Consider the following 26900-nt stretch of genomic DNA (forward strand, 5'->3'; position numbering starts at 1 on the left):
TGCTGGCTTTTTAGTATCAATGCAGTGATTGTCTCACTCAACTTCTTTCAAGCGGACAACTTCCAGCTCGAAACTACCGCCTTCATAACTCACCAGTATTTGCTGGTCCTGGATTGTAAAGCTGATCGAGAGGCTTCTAGCCGCAGCTGCCGCCAGTTGCTCGGTATCAGGCAGATTAATTACCGTGACATTGTCGAGCTTAAGTATCGCTTTACTGTTCTGTGCCCACCACATATCGGCAGTCCTGCCGCCATATAACACCTGCACCACATGTCTGGATCTGCCGCACGCTTTGCGGATTTCGCGCTCTTCCGGTAGCCCAACGCATATCCAGCGTTCAATCGCGCCTGTTAAGTCTTTTTGCCAAAGGTCTGGCTCATCTTCTTCGCTGAGTCCATTCCCAAATGCCAGGTTTTCATCGGCATACAGCACAAACGCCAGCAAACGGACCATTAATCGCTCATCCGTTTCCGAGGGATGTTTGGCCAGCGTAAGGTTGTGCTGTTGATAGTAATGCCTATCCATATCCGCAATGTTGAGGTCTATTTTATAGATGGTGGATTTCAGCGCCATGCCTGAGCAATCTCGTTTAAATTTAAGTGATGCGAGTATAGCAAACCCTGCATGACAAGCACCGGTAATCATCATCGGCACACTCAAGTATCAGGGCGGATACAACAAACTACTTGCGTGGTTAGAGAAAATGCTTAAAATAAAAATGAAACGTTTTATTTTTATTTATGCAGAATCCTACATTTTTATCCGCAATGGACATTTCACCCCATAAAGTTAAAGCTGGCCGCCCCAAAGCGGGCACCGAGCACGAACGCCATGCGTTGATGCTCGAGCAGGCATTAGAGCTGTTTATGGTTGAAGGTGTTTCACAAACCAGCGTTGCACGCATTGCGAACGTGTGCGGGGTTTCGACGCGAACCATTTATGAGCGCTTTGATAATAAATATGCGCTGCTAATTGCAGCGATCAAACATATGGTGGAAAAAGATGTCTCTGCCATGGTGCAAATCGATAATCTATCTAACCAGACGCTGCAGCAGGTGCTGACCGATATTGGCCGCTTTATGCTCAATCGAGTACTGGAACCGCGCATGTTGTCCTTCTTTAAAATTGGGGTGGCCGAAGCCTCGCATTTACCGGAATTAGCCCGCGCGATGAAAGCGGTGGGACCGGAGCGGATTCATCAAATGCTGTCTGATATCTTTAGTTTCTATGCCGCAAAAAACATGTTGCCGACCCTGGATTTCAAGCGCGCTGCCGAGTCTTATTGTGAGCTGCTGATTGCCTCACCGCGTCAGAAGGCTTTGTTTGGTGTGCTAGGTCCAGACTGGGATGCCGAAGCGCACCTCACTTTTGTGGTGAATTTGTTTTTGCACGGATTACAGGGAATGGAGCCAGCCAATGCGGTTAAGTAAACATTGGATTTGGCTATGCATACTGCCGCTGGCCGGATGTTCGGTCATTGATGAATATATCCGCCCCAACCCGATCACGGTTCAGGAGTGGCAAGCACCGTTACCACATAACGGCAACGTCAGTTCATTAACCAACTGGTGGGGGCAATTCAAAGATCCGGTGCTGGACCAATTACTGGCACAGGCACAAAAAGAAAGCCCTTCGCTGGAAATTGCGTTGGCTAATATCCGTACCGCGCGAGCTAACGTACTTTCCGCACGCGCGCAGGGGATTCCTGATTTAACCAGCACCGGTAGTATGAACCGCAGTAAAGGCGGTGGTGGCGGTGGAGCGTTCCCTGCTACTACGATTGAGATTGATTCGATTACGCTGGATGCCAGCTGGGAAGTCGATCTGTTTGGCAAAATCAAGGCAGCTAAACAAGCAGCCAAAGCACAACTGGAAGCGAAAAAAATCGCGTGGCACGATGCACGCCTGACGGTAGCGGCAGAAGTCGCCAACAACTACGTGAATTATCGTGCCTGCCAGGCTTCGGTGAATGCATTGCAAGGCGCATTTAACTCGCGGAAAGAAACCGCGCGTTTGACAGGCATTTCTGCCAAGGCCGGCTTTACTGCTCCATCTGACCTTGCGTTGGCAGAGGCAGCGACACATGCGAGTGAATCTACACTGGATGGTCAGCAGGCAGAATGTGAAGGTTTGGTAAAAGCGTTGGTTGAATTAACCAACTACCCTGAAGCTGAGCTTAAAGCTTTACTCGCCAAAGGCAAAGGCATGCCGCAACCAGCAATGTTTGAAGTCAATGCATTGCCGGCAAGCTTGCTGACACGACGCCCGGATCTGGCAATTGATGAGCGTAACCTCGCTGAAGCAAGCGCTAATGCAGGCGTAGCCAAAGCACAACTTTATCCAAGTTTGACATTGAGCGGTTCGATAGGTTATCGCCGCACCAACTTTGGCGGTACGGTCACCCGCGCTGACACCTGGTCATATGGACCTTCAATTAAATTGCCGATTTTTGATGGCGGTACTTTACGTGCCGACCTAGCCGAAGCGCGCGCCAATTTTGATAGCCTGATGGCTACTTACAAACAGGATGTGCGCAAGGCACTCAAAGAGGTGGAACAGGCGCTGGTCAATCTGGATAGCGCCAACCGGCGTGCGCAGTCCGAGCAGGCCAGTGCGCAACAGTATGCCCGCTATTTCGAGGCGGCTGAGTTGAACTGGAAATCCGGTGGTATCGACTTGCTGTCACTGGAAGATGCGCGCCGTCAGAAAATCAATGCCGAGCTGAATGTAGTGACGCAGCAAAAGAACAGAGTTTTACAGTGGATTGCCCTTTACAAAGCCTTTGGTGGTGATTGGTATGAGGTGCAGCAGCAGGCAAAGCAGGACACAACAAAAGACACGACAGGAAAAGGTAAATAGCATGGCTAGACGCTCAAAAAAAGGAATATTTCTGGTCATCGCCGCCTTGCTGGTCGGCATAAGTATATGGTTTTTCCAGCATCCATCACATAAGGCTGAACTGGCGGAAAAGCGCGGCAATCGTGCTACAAAAGACGGCGCTAACGGTTTAAGCAAAGCAACATTAAGTGTAGAGGCGACCCGCCCGGCGGCAGTGCAATGGCCGATGAGGCTGGTGTTGAATGGCAGTATTTACCCTTGGCAAGAAGCGCTGGTGAGTGCCGAAATTGCCGGTTTGCGTATTCAGCAGGTGTTAGTCGATGTGGGTGCGCAGGTCAGCAAGGGTCAACCGCTGGTACTGCTGGCGGATGAAACCGTAAAAGCAGATTTACAGAAACAACTCGCCACAGTAGAAAAAGATAAGGCAGCCCTGGCAGAAGCTAAAAGTAATGCCGACCGCGCCAATGAAATTAAAGACAGTGGCGCATTGTCTGCCCAGAAAATTAATGAGTATGTGATTGCCCTGCAAACTGCCAAAGCCAATCTGGCATTATCTGAAGCAGAACTGGAAAACCAGCGTATTCGTATTCGCCAGACTAAAGTGGTGGCGCCGGATGATGGCGTGGTTTCTGAACGGTCCGCCAATCTGGGTAATGTCGTTTCTGCCGGTACCGAATTGTTCAAGCTGATCCGCCAGAATCGTATCGAATGGCGCGGGGAAGTCAATGCTGACCAGCAAGCCGCGTTGCATACCGGGCAAACCGTCACGCTTAACCTGGCCGGTGGCAAAACCGTGGCCGGCAAGGTGCGCCTGATTTCGCCGGTGGTGGATAACAATACGCGTAATGCGCTGGTGTATGTCGATATCCCTAAAAATAGCGCCAAGCCTGGGATGTACGTACAAGGAAAAATCGATATCGGCCAGCAACAAGGCCTGGCGATCCCTTTAAGTGCAGTGACATACCGCGATGGTTTTGCCTATGTGTTTGTATTGGGTAATGCGAATGCGGATGGCATGAGTAGAATCACGCAACGCAAGGTAAAAACCGGCCGCACGCTGGGCGAGCAGATCGAAGTGTTAAGTGGTGTAGATGCCGCAGAAAAACTGGTCCTCAGCGGCGGCGCTTTCCTGAATGATGGCGACACCGTAAAAGTGGTGACTATTGCCAAGGCCGGAGCTTAAGCATGAATTTTTCGGCCTGGTCGATCCGTAATCCGGTTCCGGCAATCCTGCTGTTTGTAGTGCTGACCTTTTTGGGTGTCAGGTCACTTAACCAGTTAGGCAAACAAAACTTCCCTGATATTGAACTACCGGTGATTATGGTGAGCGCGACGCTGGAAGGCGCAGCGCCACCGCAGCTGGAAACAGAGGTCGCGCGCAAGCTTGAAGACAAGATCGCGACTATCGGTGGCATTGAACATATGTCCAGCGTCATCACCGATGGTGGCGTCAACATCAGCGTGCAATTTACCATTGATACCAATAGTGAAGAAGCGCTCAACCTGGTGCGCAATGCAGTGGATAGTGCGCGCTCAGAGTTACCGGCCGCAGTGACTACACCGACCGTCTCCAAACTCACCACCACCGGCAGTGCGATTCTCACCTATGTCGTTTCGGCCGATAATATGGATGAAGGCGAGTTGTCGTGGTTTGTCGATAACGAGATCAGTAAAGCCATGCTGTCAGTGACCGGCGTCGGCAAGATCAGCCGTACCGGCGGCGTAGACCGCGAAGTCCAGGTCAACCTGGAGCCGACCCTGATGTCAGGCCTGGGCGTGAACGTCAGCGATGTGTCGGCACAACTCAAGCGCGTGCAGCAGGATGCCTCCGGTGGGCGTGGCGATATTGGTGACAATATCCAGTCGGTACGAACGCTGGGCGCATTGCATAGTGCCGATGAAGTACGCAACCTGGATATCCCTATCAGTGATGGCCGCCATATCAAACTGTCACAGGTGGCAGAGGTGCTGGATACTTACGCCGAGCGCAGCACTTATGCCAGCTACGATGGCAAGGAAGTGGTGCGCTTTGAAATCACTCGCAGCAAAGGCACCAGTGAAGTCACAGTGGCGAAGCACGTGCGTGAAGCGCTGGATAAATTCAGGCAACTGCATCCGCAGGTCAAGATTATTGAAGCGTTTAATATGGTTAAACCGGTGGAGGATAATTACAACGGTTCCATGCAGCTATTGTATGAAGGCGCCTTGCTGGCCGTGCTGGTGGTGTGGTGGTTCCTGCGTGACTGGCGCGCGACCATCATCGCTTCCGTAGCATTGCCGTTATCCATGATCCCGACTTTTGCCTTTATGCAGTATTTCGGCTTCTCGCTCAACCTGCTAACCTTGCTGGCGCTGGCGCTGGTAGTCGGGATACTGGTGGATGACGCGATCGTGGAAATCGAGAATATTGTCCGTCATTTGCGCATGGGCAAAACTCCTTACCAGGCCGCGATGGAAGCTGCTGACGAAATCGGTTTTGCCGTGATTGCCACCACCTTTACGCTGGTAGCGATTTTCCTGCCGACGGCATTCATGAGCGGGATTCCCGGCAAGTTCTTCAAACAGTTCGGCATCACCGCCGCGATTGCCATTACCTGCTCACTGATTGTGGCGCGCTTGCTGACGCCCATGATGTCGGCCTACCTGCTCAAACCACATCCGGTCAAAGAAGAGCAAACTTCAACCACCATGCGCATATATCTGCGCTGGGTAACCTGGTGTCTGGGTCACCGGAAAACGGTGGTGTTAGGTTTTGTGCTGTTTATCATTGGTTCCATGAGCCTGATGCCCTTACTGCCCAAAGGCTTTGTGCCTTCTTCGGACAGCAGCCAGACCAAAATCAATATCGAGTTGCAGCCAGGCACGCCGCTATCGCAAACCCGGCGCCTGGTCGATGAGGCTGAACGCATTGTGAGGCAGCATCCGGAAGTGAAAGCCGTATTCAGTGCTGCGGGCGCAGCCAGTACTGGCGGCGGCGGGCCACACGCGGCTGAAAATACTACCGATGTGCGCAAAGGCAGCCTAATCATCAGCCTGACGGAACGTAGCGACCGTAAACAAAAACAATCCGAAATTGAAGCCGACTTGCGTGAGCGTTTGAAAAGCCTGCCAGGTGCACGCATTTCGGTAGGTTCCGGCGAAACCGGCGAACGCTTGCAGGTGACGCTGGCCAGCGATGACCCGGTGGCATTATTAAGCGCCAGCCAGCAAGTGGCGCATCAGTTGCGCAGCATTAACGGTCTGGGAAATATTACCTCCAGCGCCAGTCTGCAACGGCCGGAAGTACAGATTATCCCCGACGTAGATAAAGCGGCTGAGCTGGGCGTCACGGTAGAAGCGATTGCGCAAGTAATCCGCGTGGCCACTTCTGGGGACTTCTCCAACAGCATGCCCAAGCTCAATTTGCCGCAACGCCAGGTGCCAATCCGCGTACGCCTGGGACCTAGCGTACGTAGCAGTCTGCAGGAAATCGCGCAGTTACGCGTGCCCGCCAGAAATGGCAGCGTCAGCCTGGAAACCGTCGCCACCGTGCGTATGGGCAGTGGTCCACAGCAAATAGACCGCATGGACCGCATGCGCAATGTGACTTTTGATATTGAGTTGAATAAACGCCAGATTGGTGAAGTCATGAAAGAGGTACAGCAATTATCTGCCATGCAAAATTTACCCCCTAGCGTGAAACAGCTTGAGGCTGGCGATGCCAAGCGTATGAATGAGTTGTTTGCCAGTTTTGGTGGTGCGATGATTATCGGCATTATGTGCATTTATGTGGTGCTGGTATTGCTGTTTGGTGATTTCCTGCAACCTGTCACCATCCTCGGGGCATTACCGCTATCGCTGGGAGGTGCTTTCTTTGCACTGCTGGTAACGCATAACAGCTTCTCAATGCCTAGCGTGATTGGCTTGCTAATGCTAATGGGGGTGGTAACTAAAAACTCCATTCTGCTGGTCGAATACACCATCATGGCGCGCAAGCAATCCAAAGTCAGCCGCTTTGATGCAATTATTGATGGCTGCCATAAACGGGCACGGCCGATTGTGATGACGACGATTGCGATGGCGGCTGGCATGATGCCAATTGCACTGGGGTGGAGTGCCGATCCGAGTTTCCGTGCGCCAATGGCGATTACTGTGATAGGCGGGTTGATTACTTCAACGGTGCTGAGTTTGCTGGTAATTCCGGTGTTGTATACCTATGTGGATGATTTGCTTGGGTGGTTGCGGGGTGTGGGCAGATTGGTGAGGAGACATAGCTAGTTGTGGCATTTATGTTGAGGCTTGAGGAAAGTGAGCAGTTTCCCAACTGCTGGCTGATGCGCTACGTGTTCAGCCACTCCATCAGTCCGTCATTCTGGCGTAGGCCAGAATCCAGGCAAGGTTAATGCTAGGCTTGTTGCAGTAGGGAATAATGTCGCACTAGTTTGAAGGTCTAATTAGTTTTTCTTCGGGTACTTAATCGTTCCTTTTCGCCTTTAGGCGAGTTACTTTTCTTGCCTTCTTTCTTATGGACAAGCATAAGAAAGAGGGTCGCCTAGAGGCGAAAAAGAATACTGCATCAGACAAAAGCTTTCTAGCCTGAGCACTACGAAAAGAAAGGTATTTACTAATAACTAATGCTTAACTCTCAAGCGCACATTCCACCCGCTCAGCCACCACTCTTTGCAACTGATCCCTCACTGCCTTGCTCAGCGGCTGTACTTGGGAATCCCTTACCGCTTCTCCCCAGTGACTATTCGGAAAGTGTTTATCACTCTCGAAACGAGGAATCACATGCCAATGCATATGCGGTGTTTTATTACCCAAACTGGCCAGATTGATTTTATCTGGCTGCATGATTTCCCGCAGGGCCGCTTCTACCCCAAACACCACTCTCATGGTGCGAGCACGGTCTGCGGGAGGCAGATCAGTCATTTCCTTGACATGTGCTAATAATTCAACCCGGCAGTAAGCCGGATAATCAGCATCATTCAGCAGCACTACCCGGCAAAAGTCATCCTGCCATAACACATCTTGTGAAGTTGGTTCGCAAAGCGCACAGTTTGCCATCAGGAGACCGCCAGCATTCTGTCCAATGACAACTTAGCCAGTTTGGCTTCATGCTCTGGCACTTTGATCTGATTAACGACATTGCCTTCTGCCAGGTTTTCCAGACACCAGGCCAGATGCTGCGGGTCGATACGCGCCATGGTGGAGCACTCACACACCACATGACTCATAAACTGCACCAGCTTGTTTTGGGGTTTCATTTCTTCTGCCAGGCGGGTGACCAAGTTCAGCTCTGTGCCGACCAGCCATTTTGTGCCTGGCTCTGCTTCGCTAACGGTGCGCAGGATATATTCTGTGGAACCGACATAATCAGAGTTGATACATACTTCAAAAGCGGTCTCCGGGTGGGAAATCACTTTTCCATCCGGATGCTGGGCGCGGAACTGGTCGATGTTCTGTTTGCGGAACATCTGGTGCACTGAGCAGTGACCTTTCCACAACAGGATTTTCGCATCTTTGATTTGCTGTTCAGTTAAACCACCCATCGGCAAGTCTGGATCCCACACCGGCATTTGTTCCAGTGGGATGCCCATTTTGTAGCCGCTCCAGCGACCCAGATGCTGGTCAGGGAAGAACAGGATTTTTTCGCGTTGGCTGAAACCCCATTCCAGTATTTTTGGTGCGTTGGTGCTGGTACAGACAATGCCGCCATGCTCGCCACAAAACGCTTTCAGGTCAGCGGCGGAATTAATGTAGGTCACCGGTGTGATGGTTTCATCAAAGTTAAGCACTTTGCTCAGCTCGCGATAGCTGCGTTCCACTTTGGCTAAATTGGCCATATCCGCCATGGAGCAACCGGCCGCCAGATCAGGTAATACTACAATTTGTTCAGGACGGCTCAGAATGTCCGCCACTTCGGCCATAAAGTGCACACCCAGGAACACAATAAATTCAGCGTCCAGGCTGTCACAATATTTGGAGAGTTTTAGTGAGTCACCTGAGAAATCGGCATGGCGGTATACGCTTTCATGCTGGTAATGGTGCCCTAAAATCACCAGGCGCTTGCCCAGTTTTTTTCGCGCAGCCAGGATGCGCGCCTGACAGTCGTCGTCTTGCGCAGTTTGGAATTTCTCAAATTGGATGGTGGCAGTTTGCATGCTTTTCCAGATATCGGGCCAGGCCCGGCTTTCATAAAAATGGTATTTTACAGCCGATCATGATTTATCCCAATCGGATAAATCCGAATCAGATAAATTCCAATCATATAAGGTATTCATAACACTAGATGGTGGCGCTCACCCAGTTTTTTCAAGGCATCTACGTTGGTCCAGCTAAATACTTTTTTGGCAGCGTCGCGCCAGTTTACCCATTCATAGTGTGTATGCTCATCCGGCGCAAGCGTGACCGGCAATGCTGAGGGTAAACACAAGCCAAATAAATGTTCGGTATTTTCAATCACGCCGGGCGCATAGCGATGGCGCCAGTGCGGGTAAATCTCGTAAATATTGCTGGCCTGCCAGTCCTGGAAATCATAGGCCAGCGCATCCAGCCCGGTTTCCTCTTTCACTTCGCGGATCGCCGCTTCCCTTGGCGTTTCATTGCCTTCAATACTGCCGGTGACTGATTGCCAATAACCGGCTTTGTCCGCGCGTTCGAGGAGCAATACTTGCAGATCAGGGGTGTGTATCAAAATCAGGGCAGAAACCGGGGTTTTGTAAGGCTGGGTCATCCGGGCATTGTCCCTGAAACAGGGCGCTATTGTCTACGGTTGCTGTCGTCATGATTACCATGGCAAACAACACTTTTTTGAAAGATTGTCGTAAGTGATACGCGGTATTATGATTGCAAAATAACGGCGGGCATAAAGGGAATCTTCAATGTGGTGGCGTCAATCAGGGTTTGTTTGCTGTGTATTGTTAGCGGTTTGGATGCCATCACTGCATGCAGAGAATGCAGCACTGCCCGATTTGCAAAATATCCCGCTCGATCATTTAACACTTCCGCAGGCAGAGCAGTTGTTTGCCGGGTACAGTCGCGAGCTGCTGGCTGCCAAGCGTTCGGTGCAATCTGCAGAGGCAGATACCCTGATTGCCGGGCAACGTCCTAACCCGGTCTTGTCAGTCGGCGTTTCCAGCCTCAACCTCAACCGTGGCCAGGGTAATATGAACCAAAATGGCAATAATAGTTTATGGGACAAAACCTACAACTCCACGCTTCAGGTCAGCCAGTTATACGAACGCGGCAACAAACGCGAGTTACGGACTTCCGTTGCTGAAAGTGCCGTCAAAGCTTCCGAATTTGATTTAAAAGAGACTTATCGCCGACAGGGCTTGGCGATGGTCACTGCTTACTATGATCTCAAGCTGGCACAAGAAACCTTGCAAATCCAGCAGATGAATGTTGATTTATATGACAAAACCTTAGAGGCAGCCGAGTTTCGCCTGAAAGCGGGGGATGTCGCTTCAGCCGATGTGGCGCGTATCCGTGTGGATGCCTTGCGCGCAAAAAATGATATGCGACAGGCGCAAGCCACTTTGCAAAAGGCGCAGGCGCAGCTGGCGTACCTGATTGGTAAAGACCAAGATGCCGCTTCGCTATTTGTAGCTGACCCATGGCCTTTGCCAAGTGCAGAATCCGCAGTGCAAGAAGGCGAGACCTGGTTGACGGAGCGTTCAGATATCAGGGCCGCCGAAGTGCGTATGCAACAGGCACAAGATGCGCGAAAACTGGCGGAATCTTTGAAAACCAGGGATCTGACCTGGTCGCTGGCTTACCAGCATTTTCCAGGTCAGGAACCAGGTTCCGGACCTGATACAGTAGGTGCAACGGTCAGTATTCCTTTATTCACTAATTACAATTATGAAGGTGAAGCTGCCCGGGCTGAGGTTGACTATAACTCCGCCACCGATGCCAAAGAGCAGGTGAGAGCGGCTGCGCTGGCTGAAATGCGCAGTGCGAAAGCTGACCTGGAGGCGGCCATCGATAAAAACCGTCGCTTTGACATGAGTATTTTAACGGAGGCGCAAAAAGCATCTGATGCCGCCGAATTTGCCTACAAGCATGGTGCCATGAGCGTGATGGACCTGCTGGATGCCAGACGGATTTTACGTGCGCTGCAACTGGAGTCCGCCAGTGTGAGAGCCGATTATGCCAAGTCTCTTTTTGCCTGGCGGGCGGCCACCCATCAAGTTTTTAATACACCCTAATTATGAAAAATACCATTGATCAAATGCGCTTAGCCTTCATCCCGAATACGCATGCCATGAAGTTATCAGGCTGGCTAATTTTACTGGCCGGGGTATGGTGCTCTATTCATCCGCTACATGCAGCAGAGAAGAGTATGGCTGCACCACGCATGGCGAACGAGATTGTGCTGACTGCCGGATCGCCACAGGTCGCCAGTTTAAAAGTAGAAGCGGTGACTGAAATCCCGGTGCCGGTGACAGAACCCCTCAATGGCAAAATCATGCTGGATGAGAACCGCACAGCACGGATTTTTTCACCAGTGGCTGGCCGGGCGATGGCAATCAAGGCGCAGGTGGGTGACCAGGTGAAAGCGGGCCAGGCACTACTGGTCATGGATTCACCTGATGTCGGTGGTGCGGTGGCGGATGCCCGTAAAGCCCAGGTTGATTTGCAACTCAAGCAGCAGGTGCTGGAGCGCAACCGCATGTTGATGGAAGGCGGCGTGCTTGCCAAAAAAGAAGTGGAGACCTCACAAGCTGACTTTTCGCTGGCGCGTGCTGAAACGGCCCGCGCCTCAGCCCGCCTCAAGAATTTGGGTGTAACGACCTCGGCTAACGATACTTACTCTTTGCGCTCGCCTATCAGCGGCACGGTGGTAGATCGCAAAATTAACCCTGGCAGTGAAATCAGGCCAGATGCTGCCGACCCTTTGTTTATTGTCACAGACCCAACTAATTTGTGGGCCAGCATTGATCTGCCGGAGCGAGATTTAAGCCGCATTACGCAGGGGCAAAAAGTCAGTGTGCAAGTAGATGCCTATCCCGATGAAGTGTTTAGCGGCGAGGTAAAAACCATAGGCGTGATGGTGGATACTACCACGCGACGCATTCCTGTGCGCTGCGTGATTGAGAGCAAAGGCAAGCTCAAGCCCGAGATGTATGCGCGTATCACGCCGTTGGACAACAGCCAGCACAAAGTCATTCGCCTGCCTAACAGCGCCCTGATTACCGAAGGTTTGTATAGCTATGTATTTGTGGAAGAGCGACCGCTACATTTCAGAAAACGGGTAGTCACACTGGATGTGCAGCGCAGAGAATATGCCACCGTCAAGCAGGGACTCAAAGCGGGTGAGCGTGTTGTCACCGGCGGTGCGATTTTGCTGAATTCAGAGTTATCAGTTAATAAATAATCACACATAACCGGTCTGCCATGCGCCGGATCATCGAAAGCCAAACATGTTAAAAGGGTTAATCACTTTCTCGTTACAACAGCGCGTTTTTTTGCTGATTGGCGCTGTGGTTCTGATGATTTTCGGCTGGTTTGCGGTACAAAATCTGCCGATTGAATCTTTCCCGGATGTAGAAGATGTGCACGTCATCATCGTGACGCAGTCACCCGGCATGGCGCCGGAAGAGGTTGAGCGTGTGGTCTCATTGCCGATTGAACATGGCATGAGCGGCGTGCCAGGGTTGACCCAGATCCGCTCTGTTTCCATTACCGGTTTATCTGTGGTCACGCTGACGTTTGCCGAAAATACTGCAGATTATTTTGCCAGGCAGCAAGTGCTGGAGCGCTTGCAGGGCGTCAGCTTGCCCAATGATTTGCAACCGACCCTGGCACCATTAACTACTGCAGTAGGTGAAATTTATCGTTACCTGGTGGAGGCGCCAAAGGATATGCCGCAACGCGAGGTGCGCGCGATACAGGACTGGAAAATCATCCCCCAGTTGCGCATGGTGCCAGGTGTGGCGGATATCACCAGTTTCGGTGGCGCGGTGAAGGAGTACCAGATCAAGCTGGACCCGCATTTACTTAAAAAATTCGCGGTCAGTATTGACCAGATCAACCAGGCGATTAGCCATAACAGCAGCAATGCCGGTGGCGGGCTGATGCACAGGGGGGATGAGTCGCTGGTGGTGCGCGGCATCGGTTTGTACCGCAATGTGGATGACATTGCGCAATCGGTAGTAGATACGCGGGATGGCAAACCTATCCTGATTGGTGATCTGGGCGAAGTGACCATTGGTGACCGCCCTCGCTCCGGCATCGTGTCATTCAACCAGCAGGATGACATTATTGAAGGCATTATCCTGATGACCAAAGGACAGAATGCTGCCAAGGTCATTCAGGCATTGCGTGAGAAAGTGGAGCAGGTCAATCAAACACTGCCGCCTGGTGTGAAGATTGTGCCATTCTATGACCGCACCGGCCTGGTAGACCACACCGTACATACCGTTTCTGAAAACCTGATTGTCGGCGCTTTGCTGGTGGTCGCCATCCTGATTATTTTCCTGCGCAACTGGCGCGCGGCTTTGATCGTCGCTTCGGTGATCCCGTTATCATTATTGTTTGCCTTTATCGTCATGGATTTACGTGGCGTATCTGCCAATCTGATCTCGCTGGGCGCAGTGGATTTCGGGATTATCATCGATAGTGCGGTGGTATTGGTCGAAGCGTTGATGGTGCGGCTGGCGATGGCGGAAACCGACAAAAATCCGGCCCATGCCGGCATCGCCTGGCGTATGCAAACATTGAAAAATACCGCGATTGATATGGGCCATCCGATATTGTTTTCCAAAGCCATCATCATCACCGCGTTCCTGCCGATTTTTACTTTCCAGCGCGTAGAAGGCAAGATCTTTTCACCCATGGCCTTTACCCTTAGTTTTGCGTTACTGGGGGCGATTCTGCTCACACTGACGCTGGTGCCGGCCTTGCTTTCATACACCATGAAGCGTGAGGATATGGCGGAAAAACACAGCGCCGGGATGCAAAGTATCCAGGATGCTTATCGCAAAGTACTTCTCAAAAGTGCCCAAGCCAGAAAGCTGGTGGTGCTTGTTTCAGTAGCGGTATTAGTACTGGCGATGTTTTGTGCGCCGATGCTGGGTTCTGAGTTTTTACCCAAACTTGATGAAGGCAACATCTGGCTGACGGTTGATTTGCCGCCATCTGCCAGTCTCGAGAAAACCAAGGAAATTGAACGCCATATCAGGAAGATTCTAAATAGTTATAAGGAAGTCAGGCTGGTTGTCGCCCATGTCGGGCGGCCGGATGATGGAACCGACCCTAAAGGCCCCTATCATATGGAAATCCTGGCTGATCTGAAGCCGCATAGTGAATGGCATTTCGCCGATAAAGAGAGCCTGATCAAGGATATTTCGCGGCGTATCCATGAAATTCCAGGTGTGCCGACCAATTTTTCCCAGGTGATCCAGGATAGTGTTGAAGAAGCTTTATCGGGCGTTAAAGGTGAAATTGCGGTCAAGATTTTTGGCCGTGACCTGACTATCCTTGAGCAAAAAGCGGGAGAAGTCGTGGATGCTATCAATAGTGTACGTGGTGCGACTGATGTGGCGGCGGTGAGAATTTCTGGTAACTCCGAACTGGATATCACGCTGAATCGTAGTCAGCTGGCCCGCTATGGCCTACTGGTGGATGATGTTAATAATACGGTGCAGACCGCGCTGGCAGGTAATGCGGCAAACACTTTTTATGATGGTGACCGGCACTTTGATGTGACGTTGCGGCTGGAGCGCTCTTACCGAGATTCGGTCGATGATATTGACGAGTTGCCGATTGCCTTGCCGAATGGGGCTGGCAGTATTCCGCTGAGCGAAGTGGCCGAGGTGACCATCAAGCAAGGTGCGTCGCGCGTCAGCCGCGAAGCAGGGTCACGGATAGTGTCAATCAAGGCCAATATCACGGACCGCGATCAGGGCAGCTTCGTTAAAGAGGCGATGCAAGTCGTGCAGGATAAAGTCAAACTGCCTCCAGGCTACACCATGACCTGGGGTGGGCAATTTGAAAACCAGCAACGGGCGATGAAGCGCCTGATGGTGATTGTGCCGTTATCGGTGCTGTTGATTTTTATCCTGCTATTCTGGGCATTTAAATCAGTCAAAAATGCGTTGCTGGTCTTGTTGATGATTCCGTTCGCGCTGGTAGGTGGCTTGGCTGGGCTGGCGGTGGCGGGCCTGCATCTTTCTGTATCTGCTGCGGTAGGCTTCATCGCCCTCGCAGGAATCTCCGTGCAAAACGGCGTGATTATGGTTGAGCAGATGAAGCACCTGATGCGTGAAGGTAAACTCGCCAGTGAAGCAGTGATTGAAGGCGCTGTAGCTCGGTTGCGCCCGATTTTGATGACTGCGTTGATGGCAGGCATAGGGTTGATGCCTGCGGCGTTATCACATGGCATAGGCTCAGAAACGCAAAGGCCTTTCGCCGTGGTGATTGTGGGTGGCTTGATTACCGCTACGCTCTTCACTTTGCTGCTGCTGCCGCTGTTATTCCCTATGTTTACAGATGAGCGCAGGCGTTAAGTTTAAAAATCTACAATTGGCTTTTTAAAACCGAATTGGTGGTTTAAAGCAACCATTTATGCCTTCAATCATTGCCAATGAAATAATTTTTCATTTTTAATCAATGCCTTACAGTGATGGTAAGGTTGGCATATTTGATGCTCTATTGTAGATGTACTACTCATTTTGCATATCTTCATTAGTAGTGGTCATCTCCAAAGTGGTAAATGTTGTCGTGATGTTGAATAACAACAACGAGCAATTGTTTTCCCGATTATCCTTTCCCGAGGATATTGCTTGAGCCCAAGCCTAGCGCTTGGGTTTTTTTTGCTTATTGAGAGTATGCGCTCAACTGTTCGAATTGGATGATTGTCGGCTAGCGCTTTTGAAAAGAGGTTAAGAACTTGAGGTTAACTTAATCTTTAAATGCTGTTTCAACTTAAGCGCTGTTTTGAGGACGCTTTTCTGCATTCACCAGATTTTTAGGTAGTTGAAAGACGACATTTTCAACCACGCCTTGTAGTTCTTCCACTTGTGCAGCACCCATCGCATGCAAAGCTTGTATGACTTCCTGCACCAGTACTTCAGGTGCTGACGCACCGGCAGAGATGCCTACTTTCTTCTTGCCTTTTAACCACTCCGGGTTCAGCAGTGTGGCGTTGTCAACCATATAGGCTTCCACGCCCTGGTTTTTAGCCACTTCGCGCAGGCGGTTGGAATTGGAGCTGTTTGGCGAGCCGACAATAATGACCAGATCGCAATCTTTCGCCATGATTTTTACTGCATCCTGGCGGTTTTGTGTGGCATAGCAAATGTCGTCGCTTTTAGGCGCTTTAATACTAGGAAAGCGGGTTTTAAGCGCATTGATTACTTGTGTGGCATCGTCTACCGATAGCGTCGTTTGCGTCACATACGCCAGTTTTTCTGCATCAGTGACTTGCAGGGTGGCGACGTCCTCCGGTGTCTCTACCAGGTACATACCACCAGCCTCAGATTGACCCATGGTGCCTTCGACTTCCGGATGGCCTTTATGGCCTATCATAATGATCTCAAGACCATCTTTGCGCATCTTGGCGACTTCAATGTGTACCTTGGTCACTAAAGGGCAAGTCGCATCAAAAGCGGTTAATCCGCGGGACTCTGCCTCTGCGCGCACCGCTTTGGAAACACCATGCGCACTGAAAATCACAATATTGCCTGCCGGAATTTTTTCCAGTTCATCGACAAAAATAGCGCCTTTGTCACGCAGTTGGCCGACCACGAATTTGTTATGGACGACTTCATTACGGACATAAATAGGCGCACCGAATTTTTCCAGCGCCTGTTCGACGATGATGATGGCACGGTCTACCCCGGCGCAGAATCCGCGCGGATTAGCCAGGACAATATTCGGTGAGTCATTTGTTTGCATAAATCAATTCCGTAAAGGTGGTTCCCGCATTTGCACAGCGTGTCACAAGGGCTGGCGGCATCAGGTATAATCGGCGTTTTGTTGCCAGTTAACTGCTAAATGTTATGAAAAACACTGCTACCTTGCTGATTACCTGCCCGGATACCAAAGGGATTGTGGCGGCGATTGCGCAATTTTTGTATGAGCACAATGCCAATATTTTACACGCAGACCAGCATCAGGATGCGGAAAATAATCTGTTTTTAATGCGGGTGGAGTGGGACCTCAGCAATTTCAATGTTGCGGTGGCAGATTTTGAGCAAGCCTTTACTCCGGTTGCGCAGCGTTTTGCGATGACCTGGCAATTGAAGCTTTCCGAGCAAAAAACACGCATGGCGATCATGGTTTCGCAATACGACCATTGCCTGGCGGATTTGTTGCATAGACACCATAGCGGCGAGCTGGCTTGCGATATCCCACTGATTATCAGTAACCATCGCGATACTGAAAAGCTGGCGGCTTTTTATGGCATTGATTTCCATTATCTGCCGATGACCAAGGAAACCAAGGCGGATATTGAAGCGCAACAATTTGCCTTGTTCGATCAGTACCAGATAGATCTGATTGTGCTGGCGCGTTACATGCAAATCCTGTCGCCAGAATTTGTGGCACGTTTTCCGCAAAAAATTATCAATATCCACCACTCATTTCTGCCGGCATTTATTGGTGCGCGTCCTTACCACCGCGCGTTTGAGCGTGGCGTGAAGCTGATAGGTGCCACCAGCCATTACGTCACCGAAGTGCTGGATGAAGGGCCGATTATTGAGCAGGATCTGGCGCGTATTTCGCACCGCGATCAGGTGGAAGACCTGATCCAGAAAGGCCGTGACCTGGAGCGCATTGTGCTTTCGAAAGCCGTGCGCTGGCATATCGAACACCGCATTTTGCTATATGCGAACAAAACAGTGATTTTCGACTAAACCTATCTTGAACGGCTAAGCGGCGAAATCTGCGCTTTCTAATCTAAATTAATTCCCAATAAAAACCGAAGCCTCTAGCTTCGGTTTTTTGTTTATGGCTGCTGCGAATGCGTTATGGCAATGTACGTTCCAGTTTGAATAAGTCCGCGATCTGCTCACGTTCGCGAATGACATGCACCTGGTCACCATCCACCAGCACTTCTGCCGCCCGTGCACGCGTGTTGTAGTTGCTGGACATACTCATACCGTAAGCGCCGGCAGAGTGAATTGCAAGGTAGTCGCCTTCTGCAATCGCCAGGCTGCGATCGTGACCCAGGAAGTCGCCACTTTCACAGACGGGTCCCACAACTTCGTAAGTTTGTGCTTGTGTTGGAGATTCGGCAATTGTTGTGATGTTGTGATAAGCGTCATACAACGCTGGGCGCATAAGGTCGTTCATCGCCGCATCGACAATCGCAAAATTCTTGCTTTCACCCAGCTTTAAATATTCAACCTTGGTGAGCAGTACACCTGCATTACCTACCAAAGCGCGACCAGGCTCGAATAGTACTTTCACACCACGGCCTGCCAGTTTTTGCATAATGGCTGCCGTATAAGTCGCAAACTCGGGAGGGGTTTCATCGTTATAGGTAATGCCCACGCCGCCGCCGACATCAATGTGCTGGATATGAATATTGCGTTCAGTAAGTGCATCCACCAAGCCCAGCACTTTATCCAGTGCATCCAGGAAAGGCGACAACTCAGTAATTTGTGAACCGATATGGCAATCCACGCCATGCACAGCGATATTCGGCATCTGGGCAGCTTGCTGATATAAATCCAGCGCGTCTTCAAACGCGACGCCGAATTTGTTGTTTTTAAGGCCGGTTGAAATGTAAGGATGCGTTTTGGCATCCACATTTGGGTTCACCCGTAAAGAAATCGGTGCGATTTTGCCAAGTTTGGCAGCCACTTGCTGGATACGGTGCAATTCATTAATGGATTCTACATTGAAGCAAAGAATGCCCGCTTCCAGTGCAGACTGAATCTCGCTGTGTGATTTGCCCACACCGGAGAACACCACTTTTTTCGGGTCGCCACCCGCCGCAATGACACGGGCCAGCTCACCGCCGGAGACGATATCAAACCCGGCACCCAGGCGGGCAAACAGGTTGAGGATAGCCAGGCTGGGATTGGCTTTCACTGCAAAGCAGATCAAATGTTCATGGCCTAGAAGGCCAGCCTGGAAGCGCTTGAAAGTTTCAGTCAGCGCGCTTCTTGAATACACATAAGTCGGCGTCTGGTGTTGTTCCGCGATATCGCGCAACGCTACATTTTCGGCATGTAGCACGCCATTTTTGGTATTGAAAGCGGTCACTTGGCAGGAGGTGTTGGTTGTTGAGGTTGAGGGTACTGGCGTTCAGGGATATATAGATCGCCTTTAAGCCCACATGCGCTTAAATGGGCCAGTAACAGGCCAAGCGCTAATAGTCGCGTCCAGAAGAAAAGCATAATCCACAGTCCGATTTAAACAGACCAGCATTTTATCACTAAACCGCAAACGCTTGATGGCAGGGATGGTTAACCGCTTGTCGGCTCAATATCGCCACTGGTCAGCCAATGCTGGACATGGGGCTGTACAGTTCGCATGATAGGTGCGTTGTCAAAAAGGTCTCAATATGAAGCGCAGCACAATTCAACAAGGGTTCAGCCTGATTGAAATCATGATCGTGGTCGCCATCATGGGCATATTGGCCAGCATCGCTGTTCCTGGTTACCAGGACTATATCCGGAGCGGAAATGCGGTTGAGGCACCTTCTAACCTTGCTAATTGCCGCGTGCAGGCTGAGCAGTTCTTCCAGGATAACCTTACCTACGTGGGATTTGCCTGTAATCCGACAGACGCACGGTTTTTTGATTACTTTATCGATAACCAAACTGCGACAACCTATACCTTACGTGCAACAGGAAGATCTGCCCAGAATATGGGGAATTTCGAGTTCACGGTGAACCAGGATAATGCTAAAACCTCCAGATATGACGGTACGACCGGGGCTTCCTGCTGGTTAACCAGTTCTTCAGGTGTCTGTTAAGCATGCAGCAACAGGGGTTTTCCTTGATTGAACTGGTGGTGACCGTGGTCGTACTGATGACGGTCTCTATGTTCGCCATCCCGGCATTTCAAACTTCTATAGGTAACTCTCAAATCCGTACGGTTACCGAGTCGATAAAAAACGGGTTGCAGCAGGCGAGGGTAGAAGCAATCAAGCGTAATGCCAGAATCAGATTTACGCTTCAAGCAAATGGTGCCTGGCAGTTGGGATGTGTCCCACCGGCAGATGCGGCAGCAGCGGATGCTGCTTGCCCATCTATTATCAGTCAGAAAAATGCTTATGAGGGTTCTTCTGCAAACGTCACTATCACTGCCGATAATCTATCCGTTGTTTTTAGTAGTTTTGGGACACGAGATCCTGCTGTTGCCAATGGACTCTCTCGCGTTGATGTTTCTAGTACACAGGTAGCTGAGGCTGAACGCAGGACTTTGCGGATTGTATTGGCTGCCGGAGGCCATGCAAGAGTCTGTGATCCGGCTGTTAACACAGTGGGGGATGTGCGGAAATGCTAAGTGCAAAAAAAACAATGCCTCGTCGCTTATCCCTGCAACAAGGTTCTGTACTGATTGAATCGCTGGTTGCAGTAGTGATATTCAGCATGGGGGTACTGTCACTTGTCGGTCTACAGAGTGCCATGCTAAAGAATAGCAATGACAACCGCTACCGCGCCGAAGCACAGCTGATTGCACAAACGCATCTGGCCAATATGATGGCTTTTGGGGGGGATGCTGCGACTTATGTCAGTCAGGTTGATCGTAATAGAATCAAGACACAACTACCCAATGGTACTCTGACTTTTTCTGCTATTACTAACAGCATGATTACAGTGACTGTCGGCTGGCAATTACCTGGCGGCAACCATCACCAGATCAATGCTTCCAGTTATCTGTTTGATGTAATGGCTGATTGAAAGTGGTTTTAATATGATTTATGGACAAAACCAACCTCGTGAGCAGCAAACTGGAATGAGCCTGGTTGAGCTGCTGGTCGGTATTTTGATCGGGCTGGTAGCTACGTTGGCAATTGCGAACTTGTTCAGTGGTTTTGAAGCGCGTAAGCGCATGATTTCCAGTGGTTCTGATGCGCAGTCCAGCGGAGTGCTGGCGCTGTATTTTTTGCAGCGCGACGCACAAAATGCCGGATATGGGCTGCCTTTATACAATAGCCAGGACCCGTCACCGTTGCTGTGCCCTATCAACACTTCAATCAATCAAGGCGGGGTAGTCATTAATCTCTCGCCAATTGTCATCGTGGATGGGGGAGCAGGTCAAGATATTGTCCGCATCCGCTACGGGAATCCGTCTAGCGGTGGTGCTTCTGTGCGGGCCACTGGTAACCTGGCTGCTCCGGCACTTGATGGCCCTTTGCTTGGTTGCCAGGAAGGGGATGTGGTGTTATTCCACCAGACGCAAGACAATCCTAATTGCAGCCTGGCCCGTATCCAGCGACTGAATGCTGACCGGGTGATTAATACATTGACTGAGATCGATACCGCACCTACGGATCGCCCTGTGACTAATTTGAATGGTACAGAATGGGTGAGGTTTTCGTGCCTGGGAGCTTGGAACCAGTATGAGTACACTGTGAATCCCAATCAGGAACTTACCAGGACGGGTGGAACGCCAGGTACCAATCCTTTTCCGAATAGCGCTGCAATTCCGGTGGTCAGTGATATTGTCTCCTTGCAAGCGCAGTATGGCGTGGCCAATACACTGCATCCTGATCCTGTGTGGGCAGCTTCGCCTACTGCATCGCGTTTTCTGAACCGGGTGGATCAATGGACGGATGCGACAGAAGCTTTTGGTCCGGCAATGGAATTGTTTGATAGGAACCGGATACGGGCGGTGCGTATTGCCGTCGTAGCCAGAGATGGCGGGATACAAAGAAATATAGTCAGCCAGGCTTGTAACGGTAATGCCGTCGGCATCAGCAGAGTGTGCATCTGGACCAATGATGCTACGCCAGCCAATGTCAGTTTGAATCATATTGCGGATTGGCAAAGATATCGGTATCGGACTTATGAAGTAACTGTGCCGCTCAGAAACATACTCTGGAATCGCGATGCCTTGTAAAGCCATTCAAGCATTTGTTGGACATACGCCTGATCGTGCCCAGGCTGGAATCGTGCTTTTTTTTGCCTTGCTGGCACTTGCAGTGATGTCTATTGCCGCGGTTGCATTGATTCGGAGTGTGGATACCAATGCGCTGCTATCCGGCAATATGGTATTCAGGCAGTCAGCCAGTGCAGCCTCTAATGTGGCACTGGAAGGGGTTGCCCAGAGTATCACTCAAAATATCAGTTTGGCTAATAGTGTCCGGCACTCACCCGGTTTAGGGTACTACGCTAATTGCAGCAGATTCGATGCACAACCGAATGCATCGGTTTGCGATGGAAGCCGGTTGACGACCACCCCTTGGGATAATACAAACAGCCGCTTGGTCCCTGACCAGGTAGACGGCAACGCGGAGATCCGTAATGGTGTAGACCGGCAGGGGAATCAAATCAGGTATGTGATTGAGCGTATGTGCAATTTCAACGAGGCTGAAATTAACGCCGGGAATGCTGCCATGGATGGGGCACGCTGCCTGATGGCCAGTTCTACAGCCTGTAGACCTCCGATAGATATTCCGGGAGGGCCAGAGCAGCCGCCATGCCCGAATCAGGCTACTTCGCCGATTTATCGCCTCACGTTACGTATCAGTGGACCTAAAAACACGCTGACGTTTATGCAGTCATTTATCTCCAACTAGCACAGGTGACATGATGAAAAATAATTCCTGGGTACGAAAACTGATTTGGTTGGGTGCGATAATCCCGTGTTTTGTACAGGCGGAATTTCTCGATTTGGCTACCATGCCGTTGCAGACTTCTGGGAATTCTGATGTAAAGCCAAACTTAATGTTTATATTGGACAACTCAGGAAGTATGGCATGGAGTTATGCACCGGATTGGGCTACGTATGATCCCTCAGATAGCAATCCTGCGAAAGTAGAGGCCAAAACCGCAGATGATGCCCCCGATTGGTTATTCAGCAATGCTTCCTACAATACACAATTTTATAATCCAGAGGTTACTTATTCGCCCCCGTTCAATTATCTAGGTGTTAGTCAAGCGAATAAAACATCATATAGTGGGTTTTCTACGCAAGCAGATACGTTTTACGGCACTATTTATCGTGGAACTTCTGCTTATTATTTTGCATACATACCAGGGGAGTATTGCACGACTCCAGGCCTTAAAAGTTGCAGTATTTTAAAAAGTCCTAATAATGTATATAAATACCCATCAACCATAAGGTGGTGTAATAGCTTGAGCGCCTCCAATAAAAAAGACTTGGGAAGTTCAGATGTGTGTCAATCTATTAGGACGCCGTATACAAATGTAAATAATAGCAGTGATACTTTTCGGTATCTAAGAGAGCCAAAGGCACGGTACAGACTGACTATTAATACGAACAACAATTCACTTAGAGTAACCAGTGTAAAGATCAACAATATTGAAATCTTGTCGGGACAAACAACGAGAGAAAGTAACTCTACAAGTTTAGCAAATAGTATAAGCGCGAATATTTGTAAAACCTCCATTTCTGGTAACTGTAAACTCGCCGGCAACATCATAACTAATGCTAGTGGAAGTACTTTTGAAATCACTACGTTCGCGGGAGAGCCTGTTAATCCCTCAAATCCTATTCAAGTAACTTTTTCAGCATCAGGAGGAAGCTATACGGCAACCGCTTTAAGTCTAGGTGCAAACGATATACCAGGCAGCCTGGTATATCAGGAAATTACAGCAGCTCAAAAAACATACACCGCTCCAGGTTCAACAACGAAAAGTCCTGAACGCTCTGACTGTGCGGGTAGTGTTTGTACCGATGTTGAAGAGTATACAAATTATGCGAATTGGGTCACGTATTACCGAACAAGACTACTGTCGATGAAAACAGCTGCGAGCCAAGCTTTTAAATCCCTCGATTCCAGGTATCGAGTGGGGTTCATGACTATTAATGACACTTCACAAAATTATTTACCTATTGCGCCTTTTAACTCAAAACAAAAAGAAAATTGGTATAACAAATTATTTGCGACCGGCGCAGATGATGGCACTCCACTTCGGAATGCTCTTTCGATTATTGGGCGTCATTATGCAGGAAAAAAACCTTCTGAACTTGGTAACAATGACCCAATGGAATACGCTTGTCAGCAGAACTTTACACTGCTAACTACAGATGGTTATTGGAATGGAGATGGTGGTAAAGACATAAATAATCGTGCTATCGGCAACTTGGATGGGGCTGGTACTCCTCGCCCACAACTAGATGCTAGCGAAAAAGCAAATACTCTCGCTGATGTTGCCAAATATTATTTCGATACTGATATAAGAGATAGCAACTTTTCAAATTGTAATGGTGCATTAGGCAGCTCCGTTTGCGGAAAACCTGATGATTATCCCAAACAAAACATGATAACGATGACTTTGGGTTTAGGTATAGATGGGACTTTAGTTTATACGGAAGACTACAAAAATCAATTAACAGGTGACTTTAAAGATATAAAAACGAATTCAAAAAACTGGCCAGATCCTACTATTCGAGAGGATGGTACTCGGATTGACGATCTTTGGCATGCTGCAGTAAATGCGGGAGGTACCTATTACAGTGCAAGTAATCCTAAGTTATTACGAGAGTCTCTAGTCAAGGGATTGTCAGAAATTAAGTCAGTTCAGGGCGCCGCAGCCGCAGCCGCAGCCAGCAGCCTTGCACCTACTGATGGCGACAATTTTCAATATGTTGCCAGTTATCAAACGGTAAAGTGGACAGGTAATCTGGAGGCACGCACTGTAAATGTGAAATCTCTAGAGACTTCTGAAAGTGCAGTATGGTGTGCAGAAAACGTGTCTGCGACTTCATGTACATCCCCCGCTGTGGAAACCAGGATTACCGGAAATGGGAGTACTGCTATTTATTGTAAAAGTACTAACTCCAATCAAGCAAATTGCGATGGTTCGGGTGGGGTATTGGGGAGTCAGCTAGGCACGAATGAAACCTCATCCTGCTATGTGCAAATTTCGGGCAATTGTACCGGCAGGTTGCAGACCCAAGTGGCAAATAATAGTCGGAAAATTTACTTCAACGCTAATAATGCCCTTGTCTCGTTTACTGGTGATAATTTGCCTGCCTCGCAAAAAACTGCATTAACAAATGGTTATCTGGCATTAAGCCAGATGCAGGGATTGCCTGCTTCTGATCCTAGAATTTCGGACGCGAATAAAGTCAACAAACTGGTGGATTATTTGCGTGGTAACAAAACTTACGAAGATACAAGTCTGAATACAGTTGCTGCAAACCGCCTGTTCCGAGAGCGCCAGGCGACTTTGGGGGATATTTCGCAGTCACGCCCCGCTTATTTTAAAGCGTCAAATATGACCTATCTCGATGCTGGGTATAAAGCTTATCGTGATTCAGCCGTTGCCAATAGAACACCTGCAGTATTCGTAGGAGCTAATGACGGTATGCTGCATGCTTTTAATGCCAATACCGGCGATGAGCTTTGGGCCTTTATCCCTACGCCGGTCATCGGTAACCTGGCAAATCTTGCAGACAAGGAGTACGGTGCTAACTACCACACAAATTATGTGAATGGGAGTCCAACAGTCGCAGATGTCTGTGTTTCTGGCTGCAGTGGGAGCGGTGCTGTATGGCGAACCATTCTAGTGTCTGGCTTGAATGCGGGTGGTCGGGGCTATTTTGCACTGGACGTTACTAACCCTTCTTCTCCAACCTTGCTGTGGGAATTTAATGCGCAAAACCTCGGCGCAGGTGTTAACCTGGGCTATACATTCGGTAATCCGGTGATCACGAAAATGCAGGATGGGCGCTGGGTGGTTTTGTTGACCTCCGGCTATAACAATGGGACATATGCCCGTAAACTGAATGATGGCAGTTTTGTAAATAACAGTCCTGTGGGTGATGGTGGCGGGTATCTGTATGTAGTGGATGCAAGCAGTGGTACTGTGTTGAAAGTGCTAGCTACAGGAGAGGGTAGTTCGGCTAATCCAAGCGGGTTGGCAAAAATCACCGCTTATGCTGACCAGTTGTTTGAAAACAATACCGCAGTCAAAGCTTATGCCGGAGATCTGAATGGAAATATCTGGCGCTTTGATATCAATACCAACGCCGTTACCAAGATAGCCACTTTACGAGATGCCAGTGGCAATGCACAAAAATTGACAACCCAACCTGTCATGGTCAGGGTGGGTAAAAATATCGCCGCTATTGTTGGCACCGGAAAATTCCTTGAAGTGGCGGATTTGACCAATACACCGCAAAATTCCATCTATACATTTAAGGATGGTGGGCAGACGACGGCGATTGGGCGCAGTCAGCTGGTACCACTGGTGTTGAGTGGAGACCGCACAGTTGCCGCGAGCACAGCTGTCAACTTCAATACAGGATATGGCTGGTATCTGGATTTTCCGGCAGGTGAGCGTGTGAATCTGGATCCCAAAGCCGTGAGCGGGGTGATGCTGCTGTCAACCTTAGTGCCTAATAGTGAAGCCTGCAGCGGTGCTGGTTACGGGTTTTTAAATTATTTCAATTATGAAAAGGGCGGCAGTATGTTGCCCAGCGGACTTGTGTCAGAACGACTGACTACCCCTGCAGTCGGTTTTAACCTGGTTTATGATCAGAATAATGTGCCGCATGTGTTGGTGACAGGCAGTGACGACCCTACCCCAAGGCAAGTCAATATGGATGAACAGGTATTTGGTAAAACGAGTGGCGGACCGGGAGTAATTGATAATATTTTTAAACGAAGAGAAAACGGCAGCTACGGCACCAAGCAAAGCTGGCATGAGCTGATTCAATAACAGTATCAAGCACAATAAAAAAGCCCCAGTCAGGGGCTTTTTTATATCTAATGCGTTACTTCACATTTTTTGCGAACACATACAAAATCGCACAAATCACTACAACAATACCAATCAGTGCATAGATTCCAATGGCGCCTTGAAACATACCTGCCTCCTGTCGTGATAGTTGAGGAAATTTTATTCTAGGCAAACATCTTTCGGCTGTCTATGCGTTTGAGTCCTACAACTAGGTGACTTTACATGAGCGAATGATGGCCG

At 49.7% G+C, this 26900-nt stretch carries 21 protein-coding genes; 14 read left to right on the plus strand and 7 right to left on the minus strand.

The genetic code is table 11. The features are described from left to right. Positions 1-33: 33 nt before the first annotated feature. Positions 34-573, minus strand: coding sequence for a YaeQ family protein (locus ASG24_RS05585; protein WP_055869362.1), 540 nt, complete (start codon positions 571-573; stop codon positions 34-36). A gap of 194 nt (positions 574-767) precedes the next feature. Here ASG24_RS05585 and ASG24_RS05590 point away from each other — a divergent pair, with 194 nt between their 5' ends. From ASG24_RS05590 to ASG24_RS05605, 4 genes are read left to right on the plus strand one after another with little or no spacing between them, the layout of a single operon-like run. Beyond that, on the plus strand, positions 768-1430 hold the full coding sequence (locus ASG24_RS05590; RefSeq protein ID WP_055869367.1) for a TetR/AcrR family transcriptional regulator: 663 nt from the start codon (positions 768-770) through the stop codon (positions 1428-1430). Beyond that, entirely contained in the window at positions 1417-2859 is a 1443-nt protein-coding gene (locus ASG24_RS05595; RefSeq protein WP_055868798.1) for an efflux transporter outer membrane subunit, read from the plus strand. The genes ASG24_RS05590 and ASG24_RS05595 overlap by 14 nt, the downstream gene beginning before the upstream one ends. 1 nt (position 2860) lies before the next feature. Beyond that, entirely contained in the window at positions 2861-4021 is a 1161-nt protein-coding gene (locus ASG24_RS05600) for an efflux RND transporter periplasmic adaptor subunit (protein ID WP_055868800.1), read from the plus strand. 2 nt (positions 4022-4023) lie between these two features. Then, a complete protein-coding gene (locus ASG24_RS05605) occupies positions 4024-7095 on the plus strand; it encodes an efflux RND transporter permease subunit (RefSeq protein ID WP_055868801.1) in 3072 nt (1023 codons plus the stop codon). A 360-nt stretch (positions 7096-7455) separates the two neighbouring features. Here ASG24_RS05605 and ASG24_RS05610 read toward each other — a convergent pair whose 3' ends face one another. From ASG24_RS05610 to nudB, 3 genes are all read right to left on the minus strand, one after another. Beyond that, positions 7456-7884 (minus strand): HIT family protein, encoded by a 429-nt coding sequence (locus ASG24_RS05610; RefSeq protein WP_055868802.1) that lies wholly within the window; start codon positions 7882-7884, stop codon positions 7456-7458. Then, positions 7884-8981 carry a quinolinate synthase NadA gene (nadA, locus tag ASG24_RS05615; protein ID WP_055830473.1) on the minus strand — a complete coding sequence of 366 codons (1098 nt, stop codon included), beginning with the start codon at positions 8979-8981 and terminating at the stop codon, positions 7884-7886. Before nadA ends, ASG24_RS05610 begins: the two co-directional genes overlap by 1 nt. A gap of 116 nt (positions 8982-9097) precedes the next feature. Next, complete coding sequence (nudB, locus tag ASG24_RS05620; RefSeq protein WP_055868803.1) at positions 9098-9553, minus strand: dihydroneopterin triphosphate diphosphatase; 456 nt, start codon at positions 9551-9553, stop codon at positions 9098-9100. A gap of 148 nt (positions 9554-9701) precedes the next feature. Between nudB and ASG24_RS05625 the strand changes: the two genes are divergently transcribed. The 3 genes from ASG24_RS05625 to ASG24_RS05635 are packed head-to-tail and all read left to right on the plus strand — an operon-like array spanning position 9702 to position 15332. Then, the gene (locus tag ASG24_RS05625) at positions 9702-11030 is read left to right on the plus strand and encodes a TolC family protein (protein ID WP_055868804.1); all 1329 of its coding nucleotides are present in this window, start codon (positions 9702-9704) and stop codon (positions 11028-11030) included. A 2-nt stretch (positions 11031-11032) separates the two neighbouring features. Then, the gene (locus tag ASG24_RS05630) at positions 11033-12199 is read left to right on the plus strand and encodes an efflux RND transporter periplasmic adaptor subunit (RefSeq protein WP_235562320.1); all 1167 of its coding nucleotides are present in this window, start codon (positions 11033-11035) and stop codon (positions 12197-12199) included. Positions 12200-12245: 46 nt separating this feature from the next. Next, positions 12246-15332: an efflux RND transporter permease subunit gene (locus ASG24_RS05635; RefSeq protein ID WP_055868805.1), complete on the plus strand. Its 3087-nt coding sequence runs from the start codon at positions 12246-12248 to the stop codon at positions 15330-15332. A gap of 418 nt (positions 15333-15750) precedes the next feature. On the opposite strand, the gene ispH is transcribed toward ASG24_RS05635, so the two are convergent. Next, positions 15751-16722 carry a 4-hydroxy-3-methylbut-2-enyl diphosphate reductase gene (ispH, locus tag ASG24_RS05640; RefSeq protein ID WP_055868806.1) on the minus strand — a complete coding sequence of 324 codons (972 nt, stop codon included), beginning with the start codon at positions 16720-16722 and terminating at the stop codon, positions 15751-15753. Positions 16723-16826: 104 nt separating this feature from the next. Between ispH and purU the strand changes: the two genes are divergently transcribed. Next, positions 16827-17681, plus strand: coding sequence for a formyltetrahydrofolate deformylase (gene purU / locus ASG24_RS05645; protein ID WP_055868808.1), 855 nt, complete (start codon positions 16827-16829; stop codon positions 17679-17681). A 112-nt stretch (positions 17682-17793) separates the two neighbouring features. Here purU and lysA read toward each other — a convergent pair whose 3' ends face one another. Next, positions 17794-19038, minus strand: a complete 1245-nt coding sequence (gene lysA / locus ASG24_RS05650; RefSeq protein WP_055868810.1) for a diaminopimelate decarboxylase — start codon at positions 19036-19038, stop codon at positions 17794-17796. Further along, positions 19035-19172 carry a lipoprotein gene (locus ASG24_RS14935; protein ID WP_156376524.1) on the minus strand — a complete coding sequence of 46 codons (138 nt, stop codon included), beginning with the start codon at positions 19170-19172 and terminating at the stop codon, positions 19035-19037. Before ASG24_RS14935 ends, lysA begins: the two co-directional genes overlap by 4 nt. Positions 19173-19339: 167 nt before the next feature. On the opposite strand from ASG24_RS14935, the gene ASG24_RS05655 reads away from it, so the two are divergent. Genes ASG24_RS05655 through ASG24_RS05680 form a run of 6 tightly spaced genes read left to right on the plus strand, consistent with a single transcriptional unit; the run spans position 19340 to position 26639 of the window. Beyond that, complete coding sequence (locus ASG24_RS05655) at positions 19340-19753, plus strand: type IV pilin protein (protein WP_055868811.1); 414 nt, start codon at positions 19340-19342, stop codon at positions 19751-19753. 2 nt (positions 19754-19755) lie between these two features. Then, positions 19756-20286 (plus strand): GspH/FimT family pseudopilin, encoded by a 531-nt coding sequence (locus ASG24_RS05660; protein WP_055868813.1) that lies wholly within the window; start codon positions 19756-19758, stop codon positions 20284-20286. Beyond that, on the plus strand, positions 20280-20684 hold the full coding sequence (locus ASG24_RS05665) for a hypothetical protein (RefSeq protein WP_055868814.1): 405 nt from the start codon (positions 20280-20282) through the stop codon (positions 20682-20684). Before ASG24_RS05660 ends, ASG24_RS05665 begins: the two co-directional genes overlap by 7 nt. Before the next feature lie 13 nt (positions 20685-20697). Continuing rightward, entirely contained in the window at positions 20698-21846 is a 1149-nt protein-coding gene (locus ASG24_RS05670) for a PilW family protein (protein WP_055868816.1), read from the plus strand. Next, positions 21836-22525: a hypothetical protein gene (locus ASG24_RS05675; RefSeq protein WP_055868818.1), complete on the plus strand. Its 690-nt coding sequence runs from the start codon at positions 21836-21838 to the stop codon at positions 22523-22525. The genes ASG24_RS05670 and ASG24_RS05675 overlap by 11 nt, the downstream gene beginning before the upstream one ends. Positions 22526-22535: 10 nt before the next feature. Beyond that, positions 22536-26639: a PilC/PilY family type IV pilus protein gene (locus ASG24_RS05680; protein WP_235562321.1), complete on the plus strand. Its 4104-nt coding sequence runs from the start codon at positions 22536-22538 to the stop codon at positions 26637-26639. The last annotated feature ends 261 nt before the right edge of the window (positions 26640-26900 follow it).

It is taken from the genome of Methylophilus sp. Leaf414 (genome assembly GCF_001425425.1).
GTDB lineage: Bacteria > Pseudomonadota > Gammaproteobacteria > Burkholderiales > Methylophilaceae > Methylophilus.